Genomic DNA, 19,433 nt, shown 5'->3' with positions numbered 1-19,433 from the left:
GAAAAGAGAATGAAAGGATGGATGATTATGACAACATACAAATTTCCAAAAGGGTTTTGGTGGGGGTCTGCCGCTAGTGGTCCTCAAACAGAAGGGCGTATCGCCGGAGATGGCAAAGGAGATAGTATTTGGGATTACTGGTACGAGCAAGCATCGGATAAGTTCTTTGATCAGGTTGGACCGGAAAAAACATCTCAAGTGTACACAAAATATAAAGAAGATATTCAACTAATGAAAGAAACAGGACATAACAGCTTTAGAACATCGATTCAATGGAGTCGCTTGATTCCTAATGGAACCGGAGAAGTGAATCAAAAGGCCGTGGATTTTTATAACGACTATATCGATAGCCTCATTGAAGCGGGAATCGAACCATTCATGAATCTTTATCATTTTGATATGCCAATGCCTCTTCAAGAGCAAGGGGGCTGGTTAAACAGAAAAACAGTGGATGCCTATGTTGCATTTGCAAAAATCTGTTTTGACTTGTTTGGTGATCGTATCAAAAAATGGTTTACGCATAATGAACCAATCGTTCCAGTTGAAGGAGGGTACTTATATCAATTCCATTATCCAGAAGAAATCAACATGAAGCATGCGGTTCAAGTAGGGTATCATGAAGTGTTGTCTAACGCATTAGCAGTCAAAGCGTATCATGAGTTAAATCTTGATGGTGAAATAGGGATTATTTTAAACTTGACCCCAAGCTATCCACGAGATGAGAATAACCCGGCTGATGTGAAAGCTGCTGCAATTGCTGATGCTTTTTTCAACCGTTCATTCCTTGATCCTGCGGTTAAAGGTGAGTTTCCAGCAGAACTTGTGGAAATCGTGAAAGAACTGGACATGGTTCCTGCTATAGAAGAGGGTGACTTAGCACTTATCAAAGAAAACACGATCGACCTTTTAGGAATCAACTATTACCAACCGCGTCGAATCAAGGCGAAGGAATCTGCCATCGACCACACGCATGGTCCCATGCCGGATGATTATTTTGATAACTATGATATGCCAGGCAAGAAAATGAATCCTTATCGTGGATGGGAAATCTATGAGAAAGGGATTTATGATATCCTGACCAATGTACGAGAAAACTATGGCAATATTCCTTGTTATGTCTCTGAAAATGGGATGGGCGTTGAGGGGGAAGAACGCTATCGAAATGCGGAAGGCGCAATCGAAGATGATTACCGTATCGAGTTCGTGAAGGATCATTTGCGTTATGTACATCAAGCATTGGAAGAAGGTAGCGGATGTCTAGGCTATCACATGTGGACCTGCATGGATAACTGGTCATGGACCAACGCCTACAAAAATCGCTATGGCTTTATCGGTGTCGATCTTGATCAAGATGGCAAGCGAACAATCAAAAAATCCGGACACTGGTTCAAAGCGGTATCTGAAAATAATGGGTTTGACGATTAAAAATAACGAAAGAAAACTTTTTAGAGCATGGCTAAGCTGTGCTCTGTTTTTTTATGACTTTAGTTGGTTTCAATCGCTAAAGCGATTAGAACAAAAAAACATGCGTACTGCGTGTGGAAGAAGTAGCTTTAGCGATAAAACTCCTTTCGATATACTAGATAAAGGCTACCAACCGTTATCAAATCGAAAGAAGTTTTTTATGTCAAAAGACGACGAAAGTTTAGCACAAACTCGGTGGAATTGTAAGTATCATATTGTATTTACTTAGAATAATCGAATAAGAGTGAGGCTATACTCTGTAGGATATCTTAAGTTTAAAAATGTATATTCTTCATAAAATCGCTAATTTTTTTCAAAAAAATTAGTGAATAATGATATTTTTGTTTTTATAACATATGTTATTATTTATTAGTATAACTGTAAAAAATTAGTTATACGATTTTTGTACAGAAGAGGAGAAGGAGAACATGAAAAAGAAAAATTGGTTATTTGGTATGGCTTTGCTGACTTTTATGGCTTGTCAAAGTGGAGAACAGATATTTGCTGAGGAATCTGAAATCCTGGTCGAAGGTATAGTTGAAGAGGTTGGAAGCAACGATATAAAAGTAGTTTCAGAACATGCGTTAGGTGTGTCTGATAGTTCAGATTTTTCTGTTGAGCAAGTAAGGAAAATCCAAGACTATCAGAAAAAGTATAGGGAAATACGTAATAATGAAGTTGTCGATGAAAAGTTTGATATTGCTCCGATTATTGGTCCTGATCAATACACAACAGGAACGTTTAAACCATCAACATTAGAAAATGCAACTGCTTATATTAATTTACTAAGAGAAAGTACAGGGATGCCTCCAGTTTCAATATCACAGTCAAGAGTAAGCATCGCGCAACACGGAGCAGTTGGACTTGCCTCACTCCGAGTGATCGACCACTATATTGAAACGAATTACACAAAACCAGAAGGGATGACGGAGCAGTTTTGGCAAGAGGCTTCGAAGGGAGCACGGTCTAGCAATCTGGTCCGGAGTGTTCGTAGTCCAATTCATGGGGATTTAATTCCAACACTAAATGATTTTAGTGATATGTACATGTTTGATTATGGAAGTAATAACCAAACTGTCGGTCACAGGAGAATCATCCTAAATCCGTTATACAAAACAATCGGTTTTGGTTTTGCTCAACTGGAAGTCCCTGAAAAAAGAGAAGTGGAATATACAGGTACTCTTTATGCTCAAAGAGATAGTGGAAATACGGTATCAGATGATTCCATTACAACATGGCCAACCGAAACGATTTTTCCTGTACAAAATATGAGAAGATATAACAATACCCTTCGTTGGTCCGTAAGTTTCAATTCTATTGGATATGATTTTGATCAGAAGAATTTGAAGGTTACATTAACAAATAATAAAAGTGGACAGGAATGGAACTTTTCAAATGAACAAAAAGATGGCGAGTTTACTATTTCCACGAATAATTGGGGGTATGATACCGTTGTTTTTGCTCCGAATGGGATTAACTATGCTGAAGGTGATGAATATACGGTTAGAGTGGAAGGCTTAATCGGAAAGGTTAGTTCCTATGAATATACGACCAAGCTTTATGATTTAAATAAAGAATATAAAATCCCAATGGAAGATTTCAATTTTGATGAAAATTTCATTAAGATGCAACTAGGAGAGGAACGAAAAGTAACTGTGAGCTATGCACCAGATGATGCAGAATACACTGGGAAATTAGTTTGGAAAAGTTCTAATGCTAATTTAGTCAGTGTATCTCAAGATGGGATTCTTAAGGCAAAATCGGCTAATGGGCAAAGTGTCCCTATTACAGTTACAAGCGAGGATGGAAAGATAAGAAAAACCATCAAAGTTTCTGTTGCGACGGTTCAACTAGGAGCGACAAAAGAGAGTGCCCAGGAAATAGAGCCTGGTTTTGTAGCTGCTAATGGCCAATCTTCTCAAATTTATGTTAATCAAACAGGGTGGGTAAAATTCAAAGCAAATGAATCTGCGATGTATGGATTGGTAGGTGGAATTTTTGGAACCAACGTGGTCAATCAAAAATCAGAAATAAATTTCCATAATGGTTGGGAGAACCGTTCTTTGGGGTATAGTTCATTACAAAGAAAAACTTCAAGTTCAGGAACGGCATCATCCAATCTTCCTGTCTATTATGCTGCTGGAGACTATGTCTATCTGAAGCTTTCTACGAGTATAGATGGTGAACCATTCTATTTTAGTTTAACAAGAGATACAAACAATGCTCAACCTATTTATACAAAAAAGTAACAATTAAGGATAATTATAAAGCCTTGTTGAATCCTGGTAGTTCAACATTTTACTCGTATAAAGTTGATAGTTTTACAACAAAACCAAATGATATGCGGTATTCTTCTGATGACGAAGAGGTTGCTGAGATAGTTAGTAATGGTAATGGTTCCATTAAAGTTGTTGGGAAAAAAATAGGAAAAACCACCATTCACATAAGAGAAGTGAGCGGAAGCAATCAAGAAGATTCAGTGGAAGTTGAGGTATTTTCTTTAGGGCAGACACAAGAGTCTGCTATAGAAATTCAACCTGTGTTTGGCAACAAAGAGATTTTTGCTAATCAAACAGGATGGCTTAAATTTAGAGCACCTGAAACTGCAAAATATGCAGTACAAACTCTAATTTCGCAAGATACAATTACATCGAAGCACAGAATAGAAACTAACTTTTATAATGAAACACAATGGAGAGGGTATCATTATAGAGATTTTGCGATAGGGGGGAGAAGTTATACTAGCGGTGGTAATTTACCATTGAGTTATGAAAAAGATGATTATGTGTATGTGCATATCGCGAATCGGAAAGTCAATGCACCGTATTATCTAACTTTCAGCTATACGAAATAAACGACTGAAGCAGACAACTAAAATAGGGCATTCTAATTTTGAGAGCAGTTCATGCCCCAGTCTTTTTAGACTAAAATTGGAGCGTAACTTTTGACGGTCACAACTTTAGAGCGTAGTCTATTTCATAGAAGTATTTGTTCTGAATAAATTGGATGAAAAACTGATTTTAGGAGGAAACATAATGACAGACTATGCAAAAAAAGAAGCGAAATTATTAGAAAAAATTGGTAAGGAAATGTCGAAGTTAGATGATTCTCTAGCTAAAATGGAGGATACAGACAGCAAAATCAAACATTTCTATGAGCAGGAAAAAGCGTTACATGAAGTGAAATCGATTATTCGCAAGGAAAAGAAAATTGAAAAAGAAGAAGTGAAGGCGGAGGAGGAAGAAGTTGCCGGAGCGGAAGCATGGTTGAACCATGAAGACTCATTGGTAAAAGGAATCGCCCAGGAAATAGAAAAATTGGATGCGACCCTAAGTGGTATCAGTGAAGATGATAACAAAGTAAAAAGCTATTTAGAACAAAAAAAGGCTGTTCATGAAATAAAAGCTATTCTGAAAAAAGCCGATAAACTATAGGCTATAGCGCGAGAATACACGGTTCAATAGCAAAATCCCTGTTCCAATCGGAACAGGGATTTTATTATACTTCTTATAGGTAATATTTCTTCGCAACAGTCAAGTCATCGTTTAATTCATAAACAAGAGGTTGACCAGTTGGGATTTCAAGATCCATGATATCATCATCAGAAATGCCTTCAATGTGTTTAGCTAATGCGCGTAAAGAGTTACCGTGCGCTGCAACTAAAACAGTTTTATTATCTAACAAAGCAGGAGCGATTTCATCTTGCCAGAAAGGCAGTGCACGTTCCAATGTAACTTTCAGGTTCTCGCCACCAGGGACGTCGCGTTTATCAAGCATTGCATAACGACGATCGTTCGCTGCTGATTCAGGATCAGTTGCTTCCAATAGTGGAGGAAGAGTGTCATAAGAACGACGCCAAATATGCACTTGGTCATCGCCGTATTTGTCAGCTGTTTCCTTTTTGTTCAATCCTTGTAATTTACCATAATGACGTTCGTTTAAGCGCCATGATTTCACTTGTGGTACCCATAATTGATCTGAGTTTTCTAAAAGCAGGTTACAAGTTTTGATTGCGCGTTTCAAAACAGATGTGTACGCAATATCAAATTCGATTCCAGCTTCTTTGATTTTACGTCCGCCTTCGATGGCTTCTTCGATACCTTCTGGTGCTAAATCTACATCAACCCATCCAGTAAATTGGTTTAATGCATTCCATTCACTTAGTCCGTGACGAGAAAAAACTAATTTTGGCATGATAAGTCTCCTTTGTATATAGTTTCTGAAAATTTCATTCCTCGTTTATTGTACAATGTTTCCATGGCAATTTCCAATGAAAATTCATGAAACAGAAGAATTTAAGGAAAAAAGAAAAGAAAAATCTAGATTTACTTTAATATGCGCCCTCTACACAGGACATTGAAACATAAAACGTCTCGTGTAGAGGGCGTTTTGTATGTCTGGAAGAAAAATGAAGCTAAGTGTGGAAGGATGGCTCATATTTGTCGAAAAGTATTTAAAGAATGAAACGACAATTAAATGTGAAAGTAAAAAAATTAACGATACAGCGGTATCTGGATATTCGGCAAATTAGTTATAATATTTTTGTCATTAATTTATATTATTTAGATTGAAACACTTGCCAAAAAGATACCTAAAAGATATTATTAATATTCATTAAGTTTTGTTTTTCTTACTAAAATTATTGTATTTAACTTTAATAGTGTGTAAGGGAATAAGTTGAAAGCGCATTCTCTGTTATGAGTGATGATTTCAAAACGAAAATACTTAATGAACTAATTATAGAGAGAATGGACGTATTGTAAGAAAGGGGAGAACGGATTTGAATGTTCAAAATAATCAAGAAATTAATGGTGTTGCTGTTGTGGGGGTAGGATTCGTAGGAATTGCTACGGCATTAACGTATGCTGTAAATGGGTTTAATGTAGTCGGTGTTGAAATCGACCAAGAGAAAGTAGATAGACTGAATAATGGTGAACCAGTAAGTCATGAGCCTGGAATTGAGGAGACACTTCAAACGTTAGAAAAGGGAAAGCTGACATTCACTACTTGCTATGAAGAGGGACTAAGAAACGCAGAAGTTGTTTTTCTATGTGTAAATACGCCCAACGGAGTGGATGGTAGTTGTAATCCAAGGTACTTATATGAATCGATGGAGGCAATTATTCAACATGCTCAGCCGAAGACGATTATTGTAGTCAAGTCTACGACCCCATCACATGTTTATAAAGAGATTCGAAAGATGGTAGAGACGACAGAGTTACGATTAGCAAGTATGCCGGAGTTCTTACGTGAAGGACAGGCATTGTCAGATAGTCTGACTCCTGATCTTGTTCTGATAGGAGTGGATGATAGTAAAACAGAGCGTCGTTTAGTTGAGATGAATCGTTTTTTTGGTCATGATAAGATAATCACGATGCGACCTGAGTCGGCTCAAATCATGAAGTACGCGAATAATGCTCATGGTGCAATGAGAATAGTTTTCATAAACGCTATTGCTGATATGTGCGAAAAGTATGGTGCAGACATCAATGAAGTTGTCAAAGGTCTTCCCTATAGTAAAACAATAAATGACTATCCTTTTTATCCGGGTGTTGGGTATGGTGGTCCTTGTTTTTCAAAAGATGTAGAAGCATTGGCAAATATGGCAGATGTACAGGATACTAATAATTTATTTGCAGAATTACACAGACTCAATAATGAGAGACCAAACCGAATTTTAGCCCAGATGAAAAAAGCCTTAGGAGGTTGTTTTGAAGGATTAACTATAGCAGTGTTAGGTCTATCTTTTAAACCTAATACGGATGATCAAAGAGGAGCTCCTGCGAAAGCAATCAGCAAGATACTTCTTGAAGAGGGAGCAACTATCGTTAGCTATGATCCTGTTGTAAAACAAATCGACGATGCTGAAATCAATGGTCATATTCGCTATAAGCAAGCTAAGACAATTGAACAGGCTATTGCCGATGCAGATGTGATCATATCTTTGATTGAATGGCCACATATTACTGAGTACGATTTTCAGAATGCTAATCCTGAGAGAGAGGTTTTGTTTGCGGATTTTCGTAACCAGTTTTCTTCAAGCGACATAAGATCACGTGGATATGCCTATTTTGGTATCGGTCAGGATAACACTGATTTTGAAGTGGCACAGCTGGAGGAGAAAGTGAATGTCTGAACAAGCTGATATTGTAGTATTGCTTCCATTTATTGCTGCTTTTTTAGTTTTAGTTGTGGCGGTGTATGCCAAATTTATCTTTAGAAAAACATATGACAAACCGGTTGATGAAAAAAAACAAAACTGGGTTATCGATTTTGAACCTATGGATGATTCAAAAGTTGAAAGTTTAGCAGTTTTTCTGACAGGAACAGTTGTAGCTGTCATCGTTACATTGAGTACAATAATAGGCTGGATTATTCTTGAAGCGTATCTGACGGACATACACGGATGGCATGTTTATCGTATTTTTTATATAGCAGCAGGAATTTTCTTTTTAGGTCAAATGTTGTTGTCTTCTTTTTGTAAACCAGTAAAGGGGCAAGCAAACGGCTTATTGAAATTGCACGTCTTGATACCAGTGTTTAATGAAGATGAGAACTCTTTGAAGAATTGTCTTGAATCTTGCTTGAGTCAAGGTCTTGTTCCGAGTGGAATACATGTTGTCGATGACTGCTCTACTGAAAGTGATTATTCAGAGGTGAAAGAATGGTTTCTTCCTACTGCAAAAGAACATGGGGTGATGGCTACCTGGGACCGGCTTCCACAAAACGGAGGAAAGAGAATTGCTCAAATAAAGGGATTCAAAAATGTTCCGGAAGATCCTTATGTGATTATTGTGACCACGGATTCTGATAGTATTTTAGATCCAAAAATGCTTGAAGAAGGTATCAAGCCATTCAATGATTCTAAAGTATCTTCTGTGGCGGGATTGATGATTGCCAAAAATGTCCAGAATAGCTGGTTGACAAGAATGTATGATTTGATTATGGTTTGTCAACAATTGATCGGTCGTGGCGCCGTGTCTCTGTTTGGGAATGTGCTTGTGAATAGTGGTCCTTCTGCGTTTTACCGCTATGATGTGGTGAAGAATGCAATAAATAACCAATACCATTATGAAGAATTTTTAAAACAGGAGGTTCGTTGTTCAGATGATTCATATTTGACACTCTGTGCTTTGTTAATGGGGCATACTGTTTTTCAACCAAGCGCAATCGTACTATCTGACATGCCTACTAAACTAAGCCACCATATTCGACAACAGCTACGTTGGGAACGAGGGTCTACTGTTCGTGGCATTTGGAGATTGAAATATTTGTTAGACCAAAAACATACAATTCCGGGTTTTTTAAGACAGTTGCTGGGTTGGATATCTTTTTGGACCATATTCACCATTGCAATCATTGTTATTACGAATTGTATCGCTAACAATGATTGGGTGCAATTGCTTTTGATGACCCAGATAGCTTTTGCGCTTTCTATCGGGTACTACACACGGTATTTGCATGTAAAGAGACTTGATATACGAAATAACTGGACAGGGTATCTATTGACACCAATCGCAACCTTGTGGGCAAGTATTGTTTTAAAAATAGTCAGGCTATATGCCACATTCACTTGTCATAAGATTACACATTGGGGGACGAGAACCAATATTGAGGATATTGATTGAGGACTTAAGTATAGAGGTTAATCGTTGCGAGTTGTTTTTAGTCATTTACAGTTTTAGATGAAGAAAAGTTTGAGCGTGGCTTTCATTCCGCGCTCAAACTTTTTTAGGTATTTCATTATTCAAAGGTTGCTACTTCAGCTTCAGATAAATTGATGTACTTGTAACAGGTACCCAGAGAAACATTGCATTTTGCAGCTATTGCTTGAACGGTTTCCTGTTTCTCGTAATACATTTTACGTATTTTGAGGACAGTCTTCTTGTTCGTCTTGGGACGTCCGCCAATTTTGCCTTTTTTGCGAGCATTTGTCAGTCCGACAAGTGTCCGCTCTTTAAGTAGTTCGCACTCCATCCGAGCGAGATCATCCATTAATCGAAAGTAGATAGATCCTTCTTTTCCACGAGTGTCTATATTTTCTTCCAGACTGACAAGATGAATGGTGTTTGTTTCGAATAATTGCGTTAATTCTGTCAGCTGTCTTGTTGATTTACCTAGATAGTTTAAACGGCAAATTACCAGTGTATCGTTTGTTTCCAGATCAGCAACTACTGAATCCAATAACGAGGCACAGGCTCTGTCGCCGGAGAGCTCGAAAGTCTCCTGATAGATTTTGTCACAGCCGTATTTTGATAAGAGAGAAAGCTGTGCATCTAAATCATTTTCGTTGATTGTTGTTCGTGCATAACCGATTAAATTCATTGCGTCTTTCTCCTATAGATTTATTTGCCATATAAATCCTGTTAAAAGAAGTACCATCCCTTATTATAAAGAAAGGAGCAACAATGTAGGACTGCCTCTCTAATAGAATTTATAGGTAGGAACATGATTAAATAAGCACGAAAGAAAACGATTGCTGCAGCTATTTGCTAAAGACAATAACTGTTTTTTTCTTATAATGCACTATTCAATGCGATTCATAGTGTAAATGACAATGCTCCTAAATGAAACTATTCTGCCATTGGATTATGGATGGTTCGTGGGCCAGTTTCGCTTCCGATAATCACCGTAGAAACCACTTGTAAAAATAATCCGTGTTCTACTACACCTACCAGTTGGTCCAGATAATTGCCTAGTGCAATCGGGTCCTCTATAACATCCATTTGAAGATCAATAATATGATGGCCGCCATCCGTCACAAGGATCGACTGTTCTTCTGTCATACGAAGCGTTGGTTTAAAACCTTTTTCTGCAAAAATGCGCATGAGCTGCTGGCTACCATAAGGAATGACTTCCACAGGTAATGGAAAAGCACCCAATTTTTCTACTTGCTTCGACTCGTCAACGATCCAAATGTTCTTTTTAGAATAGGTAGCAACGATTTTCTCAAAAAGTAATGCTGCACCGCCGCCTTTTATTCCGTGGAAATCAGCACTGACTTCATCTGCTCCATCAATTGTGATGTCTACATAAGGAACCTCGTCGATACTTTTTAAAGGGATTCCCAATTCTAATGCTTGCTTCTCAGTCGCTTTGGATGTGGTAACCCCGATGATTTCAAGGTTTTCTTCCTTCACTCTGCGTCCAATTTCATCCACCATATACTTTGCGGTCGATCCAGTACCAAGTCCAACGGTCATCCCGTTTTTAACGTAAGTTGCTGCCTCAATGCCAGCCATTTGCTTAAGATTCATTTCAGTGCCTGCTCCTTTCGTTTTATCAAAATAATTGTACCGTTTATCATAGGGAAAAGATAGAACGATTTCATAAATGAAGTAAATTTTAATCAAAAAAAAGAAGGTAAAAAAACATGTTAAAAAAGCGCGAGAAAAGGTTGACAGAGTAGAGCTATCGTGATATCCTTGCAAAGGTGCTTTATGTACAGGTCTCTCGCTGAGACGTGCTGACTGTCTATCAAAGCATATTTGATAAAGGATGCATGAATGCATTATTTTTTATCGCGAAAAAAGACCCACCTGGATGTGTGGGACTAGAAGCGAATTGAGGAAGGAGGAAAACAAGGAATGCCTACAATTAACCAATTAGTACGTAAGCCTCGTAAATCGAAGATAGAGAAATCTACTTCACCAGCATTGAATAAAGGATATAACAGCTTTAAGAAAGCTCAAACAAATGTGAACTCTCCGCAAAAACGTGGGGTATGTACACGTGTGGGAACAATGACACCTAAAAAACCGAACTCAGCTTTGCGTAAATATGCACGTGTTCGTTTGTCAAACCTGATTGAAGTAACAGCTTATATCCCAGGGATCGGCCATAACTTGCAAGAGCATAGTGTTGTCTTGCTACGTGGTGGACGTGTAAAGGATTTACCAGGAGTACGTTACCATATCGTTCGTGGTGCGCTTGATACAGCCGGTGTTACTGACCGTAAACAAAGCCGCTCTAAATATGGTACTAAACGACCTAAAGCTGCTAATTAATTTGACATTAACTAACATAAAAAGAATATAGTTCGGAAGGAGGAGTTACGGATGCCTCGTAAAGGTCCTGTTGCAAAACGTGATGTTTTACCAGATCCAATTTATAACTCAAAATTAGTAACTCGCTTAATCAACCGTGTAATGGTTGATGGAAAACGCGGGATTGCTGCTAATATCATCTATAATTCATTTGATATCATCAAAGAATCTACAGGTAACGATCCATTGGAAGTGTTTGAACAAGCAATGAAGAACGTTATGCCTGTTCTTGAAGTAAAAGCTCGCCGTGTTGGGGGTTCTAACTATCAAGTACCAGTTGAAGTTCGTCCAGAACGTCGTACAACTTTAGGTCTTCGTTGGGTGGTTAACTACGCACGTCTGCGTGGTGAACACACAATGGAACAACGTCTTGCGAAAGAATTGATGGATGCTGCTAATAACACTGGCGCTTCAGTTAAAAAACGTGAAGACACACATAAAATGGCTGATGCCAACCGTGCGTTTGCACATTATCGCTGGTAAGATCCTCTCTGCGTACCAAGTTAAAATACGTATGACAGAACAGTTGTTTACCATTGATTTTAATAAAGAGAGGAGATACAAGCTGAGATGGCAAGAGAATTTTCACTGGAAAAAACTCGTAATATAGGAATCATGGCTCACGTTGATGCTGGTAAAACAACAACAACAGAGCGTATCCTTTACTATACTGGTAAAATCCATAAAATCGGTGAAACGCATGAAGGTGCGTCACAGATGGACTGGATGGAACAGGAACAAGAACGTGGTATCACAATCACGTCAGCTGCAACAACAGCAGAGTGGAATGGCTTCCGTGTAAACATCATCGATACACCAGGACACGTGGACTTCACAATTGAAGTACAGCGTTCATTGCGTGTATTGGATGGAGCGGTAACTGTTCTTGACTCACAATCAGGTGTTGAGCCTCAAACGGAAACAGTTTGGCGTCAGGCTACTGAATATAAAGTTCCACGTATCGTATTCTGTAACAAAATGGATAAGATCGGTGCGGACTTCCTATACTCAGTAAACTCATTGCACGACCGTTTACAAGCGAATGCTCACCCAATTCAATTACCAATCGGTGCTGAAGAAGATTTCACTGGAATTATTGACTTAGTTAAAATGAAAGCTGAAATCTACACTAACGATTTGGGAACAGACATTCAAGAAACTGACATTCCAGAAGATTACATGGAGTTAGCTACTGAATGGCGCGAAAAATTAGTCGAAGCTGTTGCTGAAACAGATGAAGACTTAATGATGAAATATCTTGAAGGCGAAGAAATTACTCAAGATGAGTTGAAAGCGGGTATCCGTGCAGCAACTATCAGAGTTGAATTCTTCCCAGTATTAGCTGGTTCAGCCTTCAAAAACAAAGGTGTTCAATTAATGCTTGATGCAGTACTTGATTATCTGCCATCACCACTTGATATCGATGCTATTAAAGGTGTTGATGTTAAGACTGACGAAGAAACAACTCGTCCGGCTGATGACAATGGTCCATTTGCTTCATTAGCATTTAAAGTTATGACTGACCCATTCGTAGGTCGTCTGACATTCTTCCGTGTATACTCTGGTGTCCTTGAAAGTGGTTCATATGTATTGAACGCTTCTAAAGACAAAAAAGAGCGTATCGGTCGTATCCTGCAAATGCATGCGAACACACGTAAGGAAATTGATAAAGTATTTTCAGGGGATATCGCAGCAGCGGTTGGTCTTAAAGATACGACAACAGGAGATACACTGTGTGCGTTAGATGCGCCGGTTATCCTTGAGTCAATCGAATTCCCAGAACCAGTTATCCAGGTTGCTGTTGAGCCTAAATCAAAAGCTGACCAAGATAAAATGGGTGTGGCTCTGCAAAAACTTGCAGAAGAGGATCCGTCATTCCGTGTTGAAACAAACGTTGAAACAGGTGAAACAGTTATCTCAGGTATGGGAGAACTTCACTTGGACGTATTGGTAGACAGAATGAGACGTGAATTCAAAGTTGAAGCAAACGTTGGTGCGCCTCAAGTATCTTATCGTGAAACATTCCGTGCGCCTCTTACTCAAGCTGAAGGTAAATTTGTCCGTCAGTCTGGTGGTAAAGGTCAATACGGTCACGTATGGGTTGAATTTACACCGAACGAAGAAGGAAAAGGCTTCGAGTTCGAAAACGCAATTGTCGGTGGTGTGGTTCCTCGTGAATACATCCCAGCAGTTGAAAAAGGATTGGCAGAATCAATGAATAACGGTGTTCTTGCCGGCTATCCATTGGTTGATATCAAAGCGAAACTTTATGATGGTTCTTACCATGATGTCGATTCCAATGAAACTGCCTTCCGTGTAGCTGCTTCTATGGCACTTCGTGCTGCAGCTAAGAAAGCAAACCCTGTAATTTTGGAACCAATGATGAAAGTAACAGTTACTGTACCAGAAGATTACTTAGGTGATATCATGGGACACGTAACAAGTCGTCGTGGACGCGTTGAAGGTATGGAAGCTCATGGTAACTCACAAATCGTTAATGCGATTGTTCCATTGGCTGAAATGTTCGGATATGCAACAACATTACGTTCAGCAACACAAGGGCGCGGAACATTCATGATGGTATTTGACCACTATGAAGACGTACCTAAGTCTATCCAAGAAGAAATCATCAAGAAAAATGGCGGAAAATCAGAATAATTGTTGAGGTAATGACCGAGACAACAGCTTGAAAATAGCTGTATATTCAATTTTCTTAAAGGGTCTATTTTTAGACTAGGCTTTTTTCAAGATTTCAGGTAGAATAAATAAAGATGATCAGTCGGTCGTTGAACCGTCTATCAGATAAAAAAATAATCAATTGATTTTAGGAGGAACATTTTAAAATGGCTAAAGAAAAATTTGACCGTTCTAAACCCCATGTAAACATTGGTACTATCGGACACGTTGACCATGGTAAAACTACATTAACTGCTGCAATTGCAACTGTACTAGCTAAAGCTGGTGGCGGAGAAGCTGCAAGCTACGCTGATATCGATAACGCTCCTGAAGAAAAAGAACGTGGTATCACAATCAACACGTCTCACATCGAGTACGAAACAGACGCACGTCACTATGCGCACGTTGACTGCCCAGGACACGCGGACTACGTTAAGAACATGATCACTGGTGCTGCACAAATGGACGGAGCTATCTTAGTAGTATCTGCTGCTGATGGCCCTATGCCTCAAACACGTGAGCACATCCTGTTATCTCGTAACGTTGGTGTACCATACATCGTTGTTTTCTTAAACAAAATGGATATGGTTGACGACGAAGAGTTGCTTGAATTGGTAGAAATGGAAGTTCGTGACCTATTGTCAGAATACGACTTCCCAGGTGATGACACTCCAGTTATCGCTGGTTCTGCTTTGAAAGCTCTTGAAGGCGATGCTTCTTATGAAGAAAAAATTCTTGAATTGATGGCTGCAGTTGATGAGTATATCCCAACTCCAGAACGTGATACTGACAAACCATTCATGATGCCAGTTGAGGATGTATTCTCAATCACTGGTCGTGGAACTGTTGCAACTGGACGTGTTGAACGTGGACAAGTTCGTGTTGGTGACGAAATCGAAATCGTTGGTATTCAAGAAGAAACTTCTAAAACAACTGTTACAGGTGTTGAAATGTTCCGTAAATTGTTGGATTACGCTGAAGCGGGAGACAACATCGGTGCGTTACTACGTGGTGTAGCACGTGAAGATATCGAACGTGGACAAGTATTGGCTAAACCAGCTTCAATCACTCCACATACTAAATTTAAAGCAGAAGTTTACGTATTATCAAAAGAAGAAGGCGGACGTCACACTCCTTTCTTCACTAACTACCGTCCTCAGTTCTACTTCCGTACAACTGACGTAACTGGTGTAGTTGAATTACCAGAAGGAACTGAAATGGTAATGCCTGGTGATAACGTAGCTATGGACGTTGAACTAATCCACCCAATCGCGATCGAAGACGGAACTCGTTTCTCTATTCGTGAAGGCGGACGTACTGTTGGTTCAGGCGTTGTTTCTGAAATCGTTAAATAATTCGTTTAACATAAAGTAATAATCCGGCTTGGAAAAGCTGGTGTACTCGGACGTAAGACCGCAGAGAATTTCTCTGTGGTCTTTTTTTATTTATTTTTGATTACTTTATGTTTGAAATAATTACATATGAATGATATAGTTTCTGTGTAAGAAATAAATTGAATTGGAGGTATCTTATGAAGAAGTTCATTTGGATGGTCGTTTCTTTGGTTGTGGTTATTTTTGGGTTATTCGCTATTCATGATTCAGCAGATGCTGCATCAAATGGGATTATTGTCTCTGAATCAGTTATAGGGGAATCTGGAGCGGATCAACACCTATTGGTTGGGAAAGATATCAAAGTTTCTTGCTTGATTTCAAGAAAAGGTTACTGGGGATGGGCATTTATTAATGCGCATACAGAGATACTTGAAGGAAAGGAATTAGTTTCGGAGACGCAAACGATTGTGAGGGTAAAAAACAGACATACAAATAAAGTTTTATTCGAAACTAAAGGCGGACAACTGGGCTGGAGTGTGCACACCTATGTTTCTCGCTACTTTTATGATACACCAGAGAACCCAGATGATTACTATGTGGAAACTGTTCACAAAATACAGGTAAAAGACACAAAGAAATGGTATCTTTTTGTGCAAAAAAAAGATTTATTGTACAGTAAAAACTATTTCTATTGGAATATCGGTGCATTTATGTAAGCTGAAGCTATTACAAAAACTATTGCACAAAGAAACCGAAGGGCTGTTGAACATTTCATGTCTCTTCGGTTTCTTTGTGTTTGATGGGTATAAGATAGATAGGCTTGGCTTATAAGGGCTGATTCGCTTTGATGATCCTATCCAGTTTCCGATAGGTTCTAATACTTAAACCAACAATAATTGCTACGAGACAGGAGTAAATAGTGAAAACGGCTATCCATATGATGCTACTGGAATTATCTCGAAATGTATTTGAGAGAGAAAAGAAAATAATCAAAAGCGGGAGGAGAATAATCCACTGGGAGCGCATAACCTTTTTAGCCATCTCGGCGCGCGAGGCAGCATCGTTAAAAATCGCATTTTCATCTTTATTCTCTGATTTCTTTTTCCGGAAATAATACCAGTTATTTAGTTTATGGAAGTATTCCCAACCGCAGTCCTCAAATAGTTGAAAATAGTCCTCATCTACCTGATCGTTCTCGATGAAATCTAATTGATAAATATATTCTTCTGGCTCGCATTTTTCGAAGACGTAAGACCAACCTAATTTTTTTGCACCAACCATTTTCCAACCGGAGCGATGCTGATCGGCTAAAAAACGCTCTTCTTCTAAATAATCTGCAAGTCCGAAATATTTAACTACCTCTTTTTTCATGTAAATTTCTCCCCAATACTATTTTTATATAATCGCTTGATTCTTCTTATTTCTATAGAAAGTATCTCCTTGCCCAAATCAGTGATGAGATAGAACTTTCTCCGATTTTCTTCTTTTGTTACAGTAATCAATCCGTCTTTCTCCATCTTGCTCAAGCTGCCATACATTGTACCTGCACTGATTGTGATCTCTTGGTTTGTTAGTTCTTTGACGAGTTGTATGATTCCGTATCCATGATTTTCATCTTGAAGACAATAAAGAATGTAAAATCCAGTCTCTGTCATGGGAATGTAGATTCTTCTTAAATTCTCTTCTATCATAAAATAGCTCCTTATGTGTTCTTTTAGTTACCTTGCACCTCTTTGTATCGAAGCTCGATATATCGTGACTCAATATTACTTTGAAATCAAAACTTTGTCAATAGGGAATCGAAAGAAAGGATTGCTTTCTTTGGCGAAAACCCGTAGGATAAATGGTGTAATAAAAACAAAGGGGAGAAAAAAGTGATGAAAATGAAACAAAGAAATTGGTTATTAGGGTTAATGTTACTTGTTGTATGTTTGATGGTAGCAGCTTGTTCTTCTGGTGGATCAACATCATCTAAGAAGGAAAAAAAGGATGATGGATTATCAACAACGGTGTTTGAAGCGGATCTTGATGGGGTTATTACTGAAATGACTTATACACATAAAGGTGATAAGGTAGTGAAGCAAGAAAGTCATTCCGTTTTGAAATATGAAACATTGGGGATTGAATCGAAAGAAGAAGCAGAAGAAATGTTCTCGTTTGTAAAAGATGAATACGATATTGAGGGTGTCACCTATAAATCTGAGTTCAGTGATACTGAAATGACTGAGGATGTAACAGTTGACTATGAAAAGGCTGATATTCAAGAAGTGATGACACTTATGGGGACAATCAATGATCAAGAAGATGAGAATCAGAAAGTGAAATACATCAGTATGAAACAATCAAAGGAATTGTTGCTGGAACAAGGGTTTAAAGAAAAGAAAGAATAGTATAGAAGAAAAAGGCTGTATTACAAGCAGAGGGAGAATGAAACGCTATTCAATCCCGTTCCCTTTTTCTATCTAAAATTGAATAAACAGCGGGACAGAAGTAGCTAATTGATTGAAGCTAACTTTCTATCCCGTCTTTTTTATTATGAAAATCGATTACCGAGTAAGGGAGGTTGCCCTTTGTTAAGAATGATTTGCGAATCAAATGATCTCTTAATAAAAGAATGAATATTTAATGGTAGAACGAGAAAAAAATATGCAAAAATCTCTATATTTTGAAAAAACTTTCATCGCATGAAAGACTGTGAAAATAATCGTGAAAAGTCTGAAAAAAGCCTTGCTATTCACGTATTTCTATAATATAATCATAAAGGTGCTGTTTACAGAAGTGTAAACGCACTGGTAATTCTAAAAAAGAATTTACCGGCTAGGAAACGAGAGGTTGCGACACGCCCGGACGCTTTGCCATGGACGAGCGTGACGGAGATTTTCGTGGAGCCATGTCTACTTTTCAAAATAGGCGAAGGAGGGAAAAAAATGGCAAAACAAAAAATTCGTATCCGTTTAAAAGCGTATGAACATCGTATTTTAGATCAATCTGCGGATAAAATTGTGGAGACTGCAAAAAGAACTGGAGCTGGCGTATCAGGTCCGATTCCATTGCCAACAGAGCGCTCATTGTACACAGTTATCCGTGCGACACATAAATACAAAGATTCACGCGAACAATTCGAAATGCGTACGCACAAGCGTCTGATTGACATTGTGAACCCAACACCAAAAACAGTTGATGCTTTGATGAAGCTTGACTTACCATCTGGTGTGAATATTGAAATCAAACTATAATAAAAAAATCAAGATGATGGAGGTGTACTCATGACCAAAGGAATCTTAGGGAAAAAAGTTGGAATGACGCAGATCTTTACTGAGTCAGGTGAATTGATCCCAGTAACAGTTGTAGAAGCTACTCCAAACGTAGTACTACAAGTGAAAACTGTCGGAACAGACGGCTACGAAGCGATTCAAGTCGGGTACCAAGACAAACGTGAAGTATTAGCGAACAAACCAGCGAAAGGTCATGTTGCAAAAGCAAACACGGCTCCTAAGCGCTTCATTAAGGAATTCAAAGATGTTGAGCTAGGAGAATATAAAGTTGGAGAAGAAATTACTGTAGGTATTTTCCAAGCAGGTGACATCGTTGATGTTACGGGTACTACGAAAGGTAAAGGATTCCAAGGGGTTATCAAACGTCACGGCCAAAGCCGCGGACCAATGTCCCACGGTTCTCGTTACCATCGTCGTCCTGGGTCAATGGGTCCAGTTGCACCTAACCGTGTATTTAAAAATAAAAAGCTTGCCGGCCGTATGGGTGGTAACCGCGTAACGATTCAAAACCTTGAGATCGTTCGTGTAGATGCAGAGAAGAACGTTATCCTAATTAAAGGAAACATTCCTGGATCTAAAAAATCATTAATTACAATTAAATCAGCTGTGAAAGCTAAATAATCATTAGGAAAGGAGGA

Annotated in this window: 19 protein-coding genes; 14 read left to right on the top strand and 5 right to left on the bottom strand. The window is 38.6% G+C overall.

The genetic code is table 11. The annotated features are described in order from the left end of the window. The first annotated feature begins 27 nt into the window (after positions 1 to 27). The 4 genes from A5888_RS11140 to A5888_RS11120 all read left to right on the top strand — a co-directional run bounded on the left by A5888_RS11140 (position 28) and on the right by A5888_RS11120 (position 4,898). Entirely contained in the window at positions 28 to 1,425 is a 1,398-nt protein-coding gene (locus tag A5888_RS11140) for a glycoside hydrolase family 1 protein (protein ID WP_086349869.1), read from the top strand. Positions 1,426 to 1,892: 467 nt separating this feature from the next. Then, on the top strand, positions 1,893 to 3,713 hold the full coding sequence (locus tag A5888_RS11130) for an Ig-like domain-containing protein (protein ID WP_339101611.1): 1,821 nt from the start codon (positions 1,893 to 1,895) through the stop codon (positions 3,711 to 3,713). A 23-nt stretch (positions 3,714 to 3,736) separates the two neighbouring features. Further along, positions 3,737 to 4,318, top strand: coding sequence for a hypothetical protein (locus A5888_RS11125; protein WP_339101610.1), 582 nt, complete (start codon positions 3,737 to 3,739; stop codon positions 4,316 to 4,318). A gap of 181 nt (positions 4,319 to 4,499) precedes the next feature. Next, positions 4,500 to 4,898 carry a hypothetical protein gene (locus tag A5888_RS11120; RefSeq protein ID WP_086349645.1) on the top strand — a complete coding sequence of 133 codons (399 nt, stop codon included), beginning with the start codon at positions 4,500 to 4,502 and terminating at the stop codon, positions 4,896 to 4,898. Positions 4,899 to 4,971: 73 nt separating this feature from the next. Here the strand turns inward: A5888_RS11120 and gpmA are convergent, their stop codons facing one another. Continuing rightward, positions 4,972 to 5,658 (bottom strand): 2,3-diphosphoglycerate-dependent phosphoglycerate mutase, encoded by a 687-nt coding sequence (gene gpmA, locus A5888_RS11115; RefSeq protein WP_086349646.1) that lies wholly within the window; start codon positions 5,656 to 5,658, stop codon positions 4,972 to 4,974. Positions 5,659 to 6,244: 586 nt separating this feature from the next. Between gpmA and A5888_RS11110 the strand changes: the two genes are divergently transcribed. Continuing rightward, positions 6,245 to 7,600: a UDP-glucose dehydrogenase family protein gene (locus tag A5888_RS11110; protein WP_170924805.1), complete on the top strand. Its 1,356-nt coding sequence runs from the start codon at positions 6,245 to 6,247 to the stop codon at positions 7,598 to 7,600. Further along, positions 7,593 to 9,092 carry a glycosyltransferase gene (locus tag A5888_RS11105; RefSeq protein ID WP_086349648.1) on the top strand — a complete coding sequence of 500 codons (1,500 nt, stop codon included), beginning with the start codon at positions 7,593 to 7,595 and terminating at the stop codon, positions 9,090 to 9,092. The genes A5888_RS11110 and A5888_RS11105 overlap by 8 nt, the downstream gene beginning before the upstream one ends. A 115-nt stretch (positions 9,093 to 9,207) precedes the next feature. Here the strand turns inward: A5888_RS11105 and A5888_RS11100 are convergent, their stop codons facing one another. Then, entirely contained in the window at positions 9,208 to 9,789 is a 582-nt protein-coding gene (locus A5888_RS11100) for a recombinase family protein (protein ID WP_086349649.1), read from the bottom strand. A 248-nt stretch (positions 9,790 to 10,037) separates the two neighbouring features. Next, a complete protein-coding gene (gene rpiA, locus A5888_RS11095; RefSeq protein WP_086349650.1) occupies positions 10,038 to 10,721 on the bottom strand; it encodes a ribose-5-phosphate isomerase RpiA in 684 nt (227 codons plus the stop codon). 330 nt (positions 10,722 to 11,051) lie between these two features. Here rpiA and rpsL point away from each other — a divergent pair, with 330 nt between their 5' ends. The 5 genes from rpsL (at position 11,052) to A5888_RS11070 (ending at position 16,236) form a co-directional block, all read left to right on the top strand. Continuing rightward, positions 11,052 to 11,471 carry a 30S ribosomal protein S12 gene (rpsL, locus tag A5888_RS11090; protein ID WP_086349651.1) on the top strand — a complete coding sequence of 140 codons (420 nt, stop codon included), beginning with the start codon at positions 11,052 to 11,054 and terminating at the stop codon, positions 11,469 to 11,471. Between the two features lie 51 nt (positions 11,472 to 11,522). Then, positions 11,523 to 11,993, top strand: a complete 471-nt coding sequence (gene rpsG / locus A5888_RS11085; protein ID WP_086349652.1) for a 30S ribosomal protein S7 — start codon at positions 11,523 to 11,525, stop codon at positions 11,991 to 11,993. An 87-nt stretch (positions 11,994 to 12,080) separates the two neighbouring features. After that, on the top strand, positions 12,081 to 14,168 hold the full coding sequence (gene fusA, locus A5888_RS11080) for an elongation factor G (protein ID WP_086349653.1): 2,088 nt from the start codon (positions 12,081 to 12,083) through the stop codon (positions 14,166 to 14,168). 185 nt (positions 14,169 to 14,353) lie between these two features. Further along, positions 14,354 to 15,541, top strand: coding sequence for an elongation factor Tu (tuf, locus tag A5888_RS11075; RefSeq protein ID WP_086349654.1), 1,188 nt, complete (start codon positions 14,354 to 14,356; stop codon positions 15,539 to 15,541). 176 nt (positions 15,542 to 15,717) lie between these two features. Further along, positions 15,718 to 16,236 carry a hypothetical protein gene (locus tag A5888_RS11070; RefSeq protein ID WP_086349655.1) on the top strand — a complete coding sequence of 173 codons (519 nt, stop codon included), beginning with the start codon at positions 15,718 to 15,720 and terminating at the stop codon, positions 16,234 to 16,236. 109 nt (positions 16,237 to 16,345) lie between these two features. On the opposite strand, the gene A5888_RS11065 is transcribed toward A5888_RS11070, so the two are convergent. Both A5888_RS11065 and A5888_RS11060 read right to left on the bottom strand, forming a co-directional pair. Next, a complete protein-coding gene (locus A5888_RS11065; protein ID WP_086349656.1) occupies positions 16,346 to 16,891 on the bottom strand; it encodes a DUF2812 domain-containing protein in 546 nt (181 codons plus the stop codon). After that, positions 16,888 to 17,211 (bottom strand): PadR family transcriptional regulator, encoded by a 324-nt coding sequence (locus A5888_RS11060; protein WP_212647210.1) that lies wholly within the window; start codon positions 17,209 to 17,211, stop codon positions 16,888 to 16,890. The genes A5888_RS11065 and A5888_RS11060 overlap by 4 nt, the downstream gene beginning before the upstream one ends. Before the next feature lie 186 nt (positions 17,212 to 17,397). Between A5888_RS11060 and A5888_RS11055 the strand changes: the two genes are divergently transcribed. The 3 genes from A5888_RS11055 to rplC all read left to right on the top strand — a co-directional run bounded on the left by A5888_RS11055 (position 17,398) and on the right by rplC (position 19,416). After that, complete coding sequence (locus A5888_RS11055) at positions 17,398 to 17,910, top strand: DUF1307 domain-containing protein (RefSeq protein ID WP_086349657.1); 513 nt, start codon at positions 17,398 to 17,400, stop codon at positions 17,908 to 17,910. Positions 17,911 to 18,447: 537 nt separating this feature from the next. Continuing rightward, positions 18,448 to 18,756 (top strand): 30S ribosomal protein S10, encoded by a 309-nt coding sequence (rpsJ, locus tag A5888_RS11050; RefSeq protein WP_010734471.1) that lies wholly within the window; start codon positions 18,448 to 18,450, stop codon positions 18,754 to 18,756. A 30-nt stretch (positions 18,757 to 18,786) separates the two neighbouring features. Beyond that, a complete protein-coding gene (gene rplC / locus A5888_RS11045) occupies positions 18,787 to 19,416 on the top strand; it encodes a 50S ribosomal protein L3 (protein WP_086349659.1) in 630 nt (209 codons plus the stop codon). The last annotated feature ends 17 nt before the right edge of the window (positions 19,417 to 19,433 follow it).

It is taken from the genome of Enterococcus sp. 9E7_DIV0242 (genome assembly GCF_002140975.2).
Lineage (GTDB): Bacteria > Bacillota > Bacilli > Lactobacillales > Enterococcaceae > Enterococcus_L > Enterococcus_L clewellii.
The sequence above is the reverse complement of the archived record's forward strand: the minus strand, read 5'-3'. Positions and strand labels throughout refer to the sequence as shown.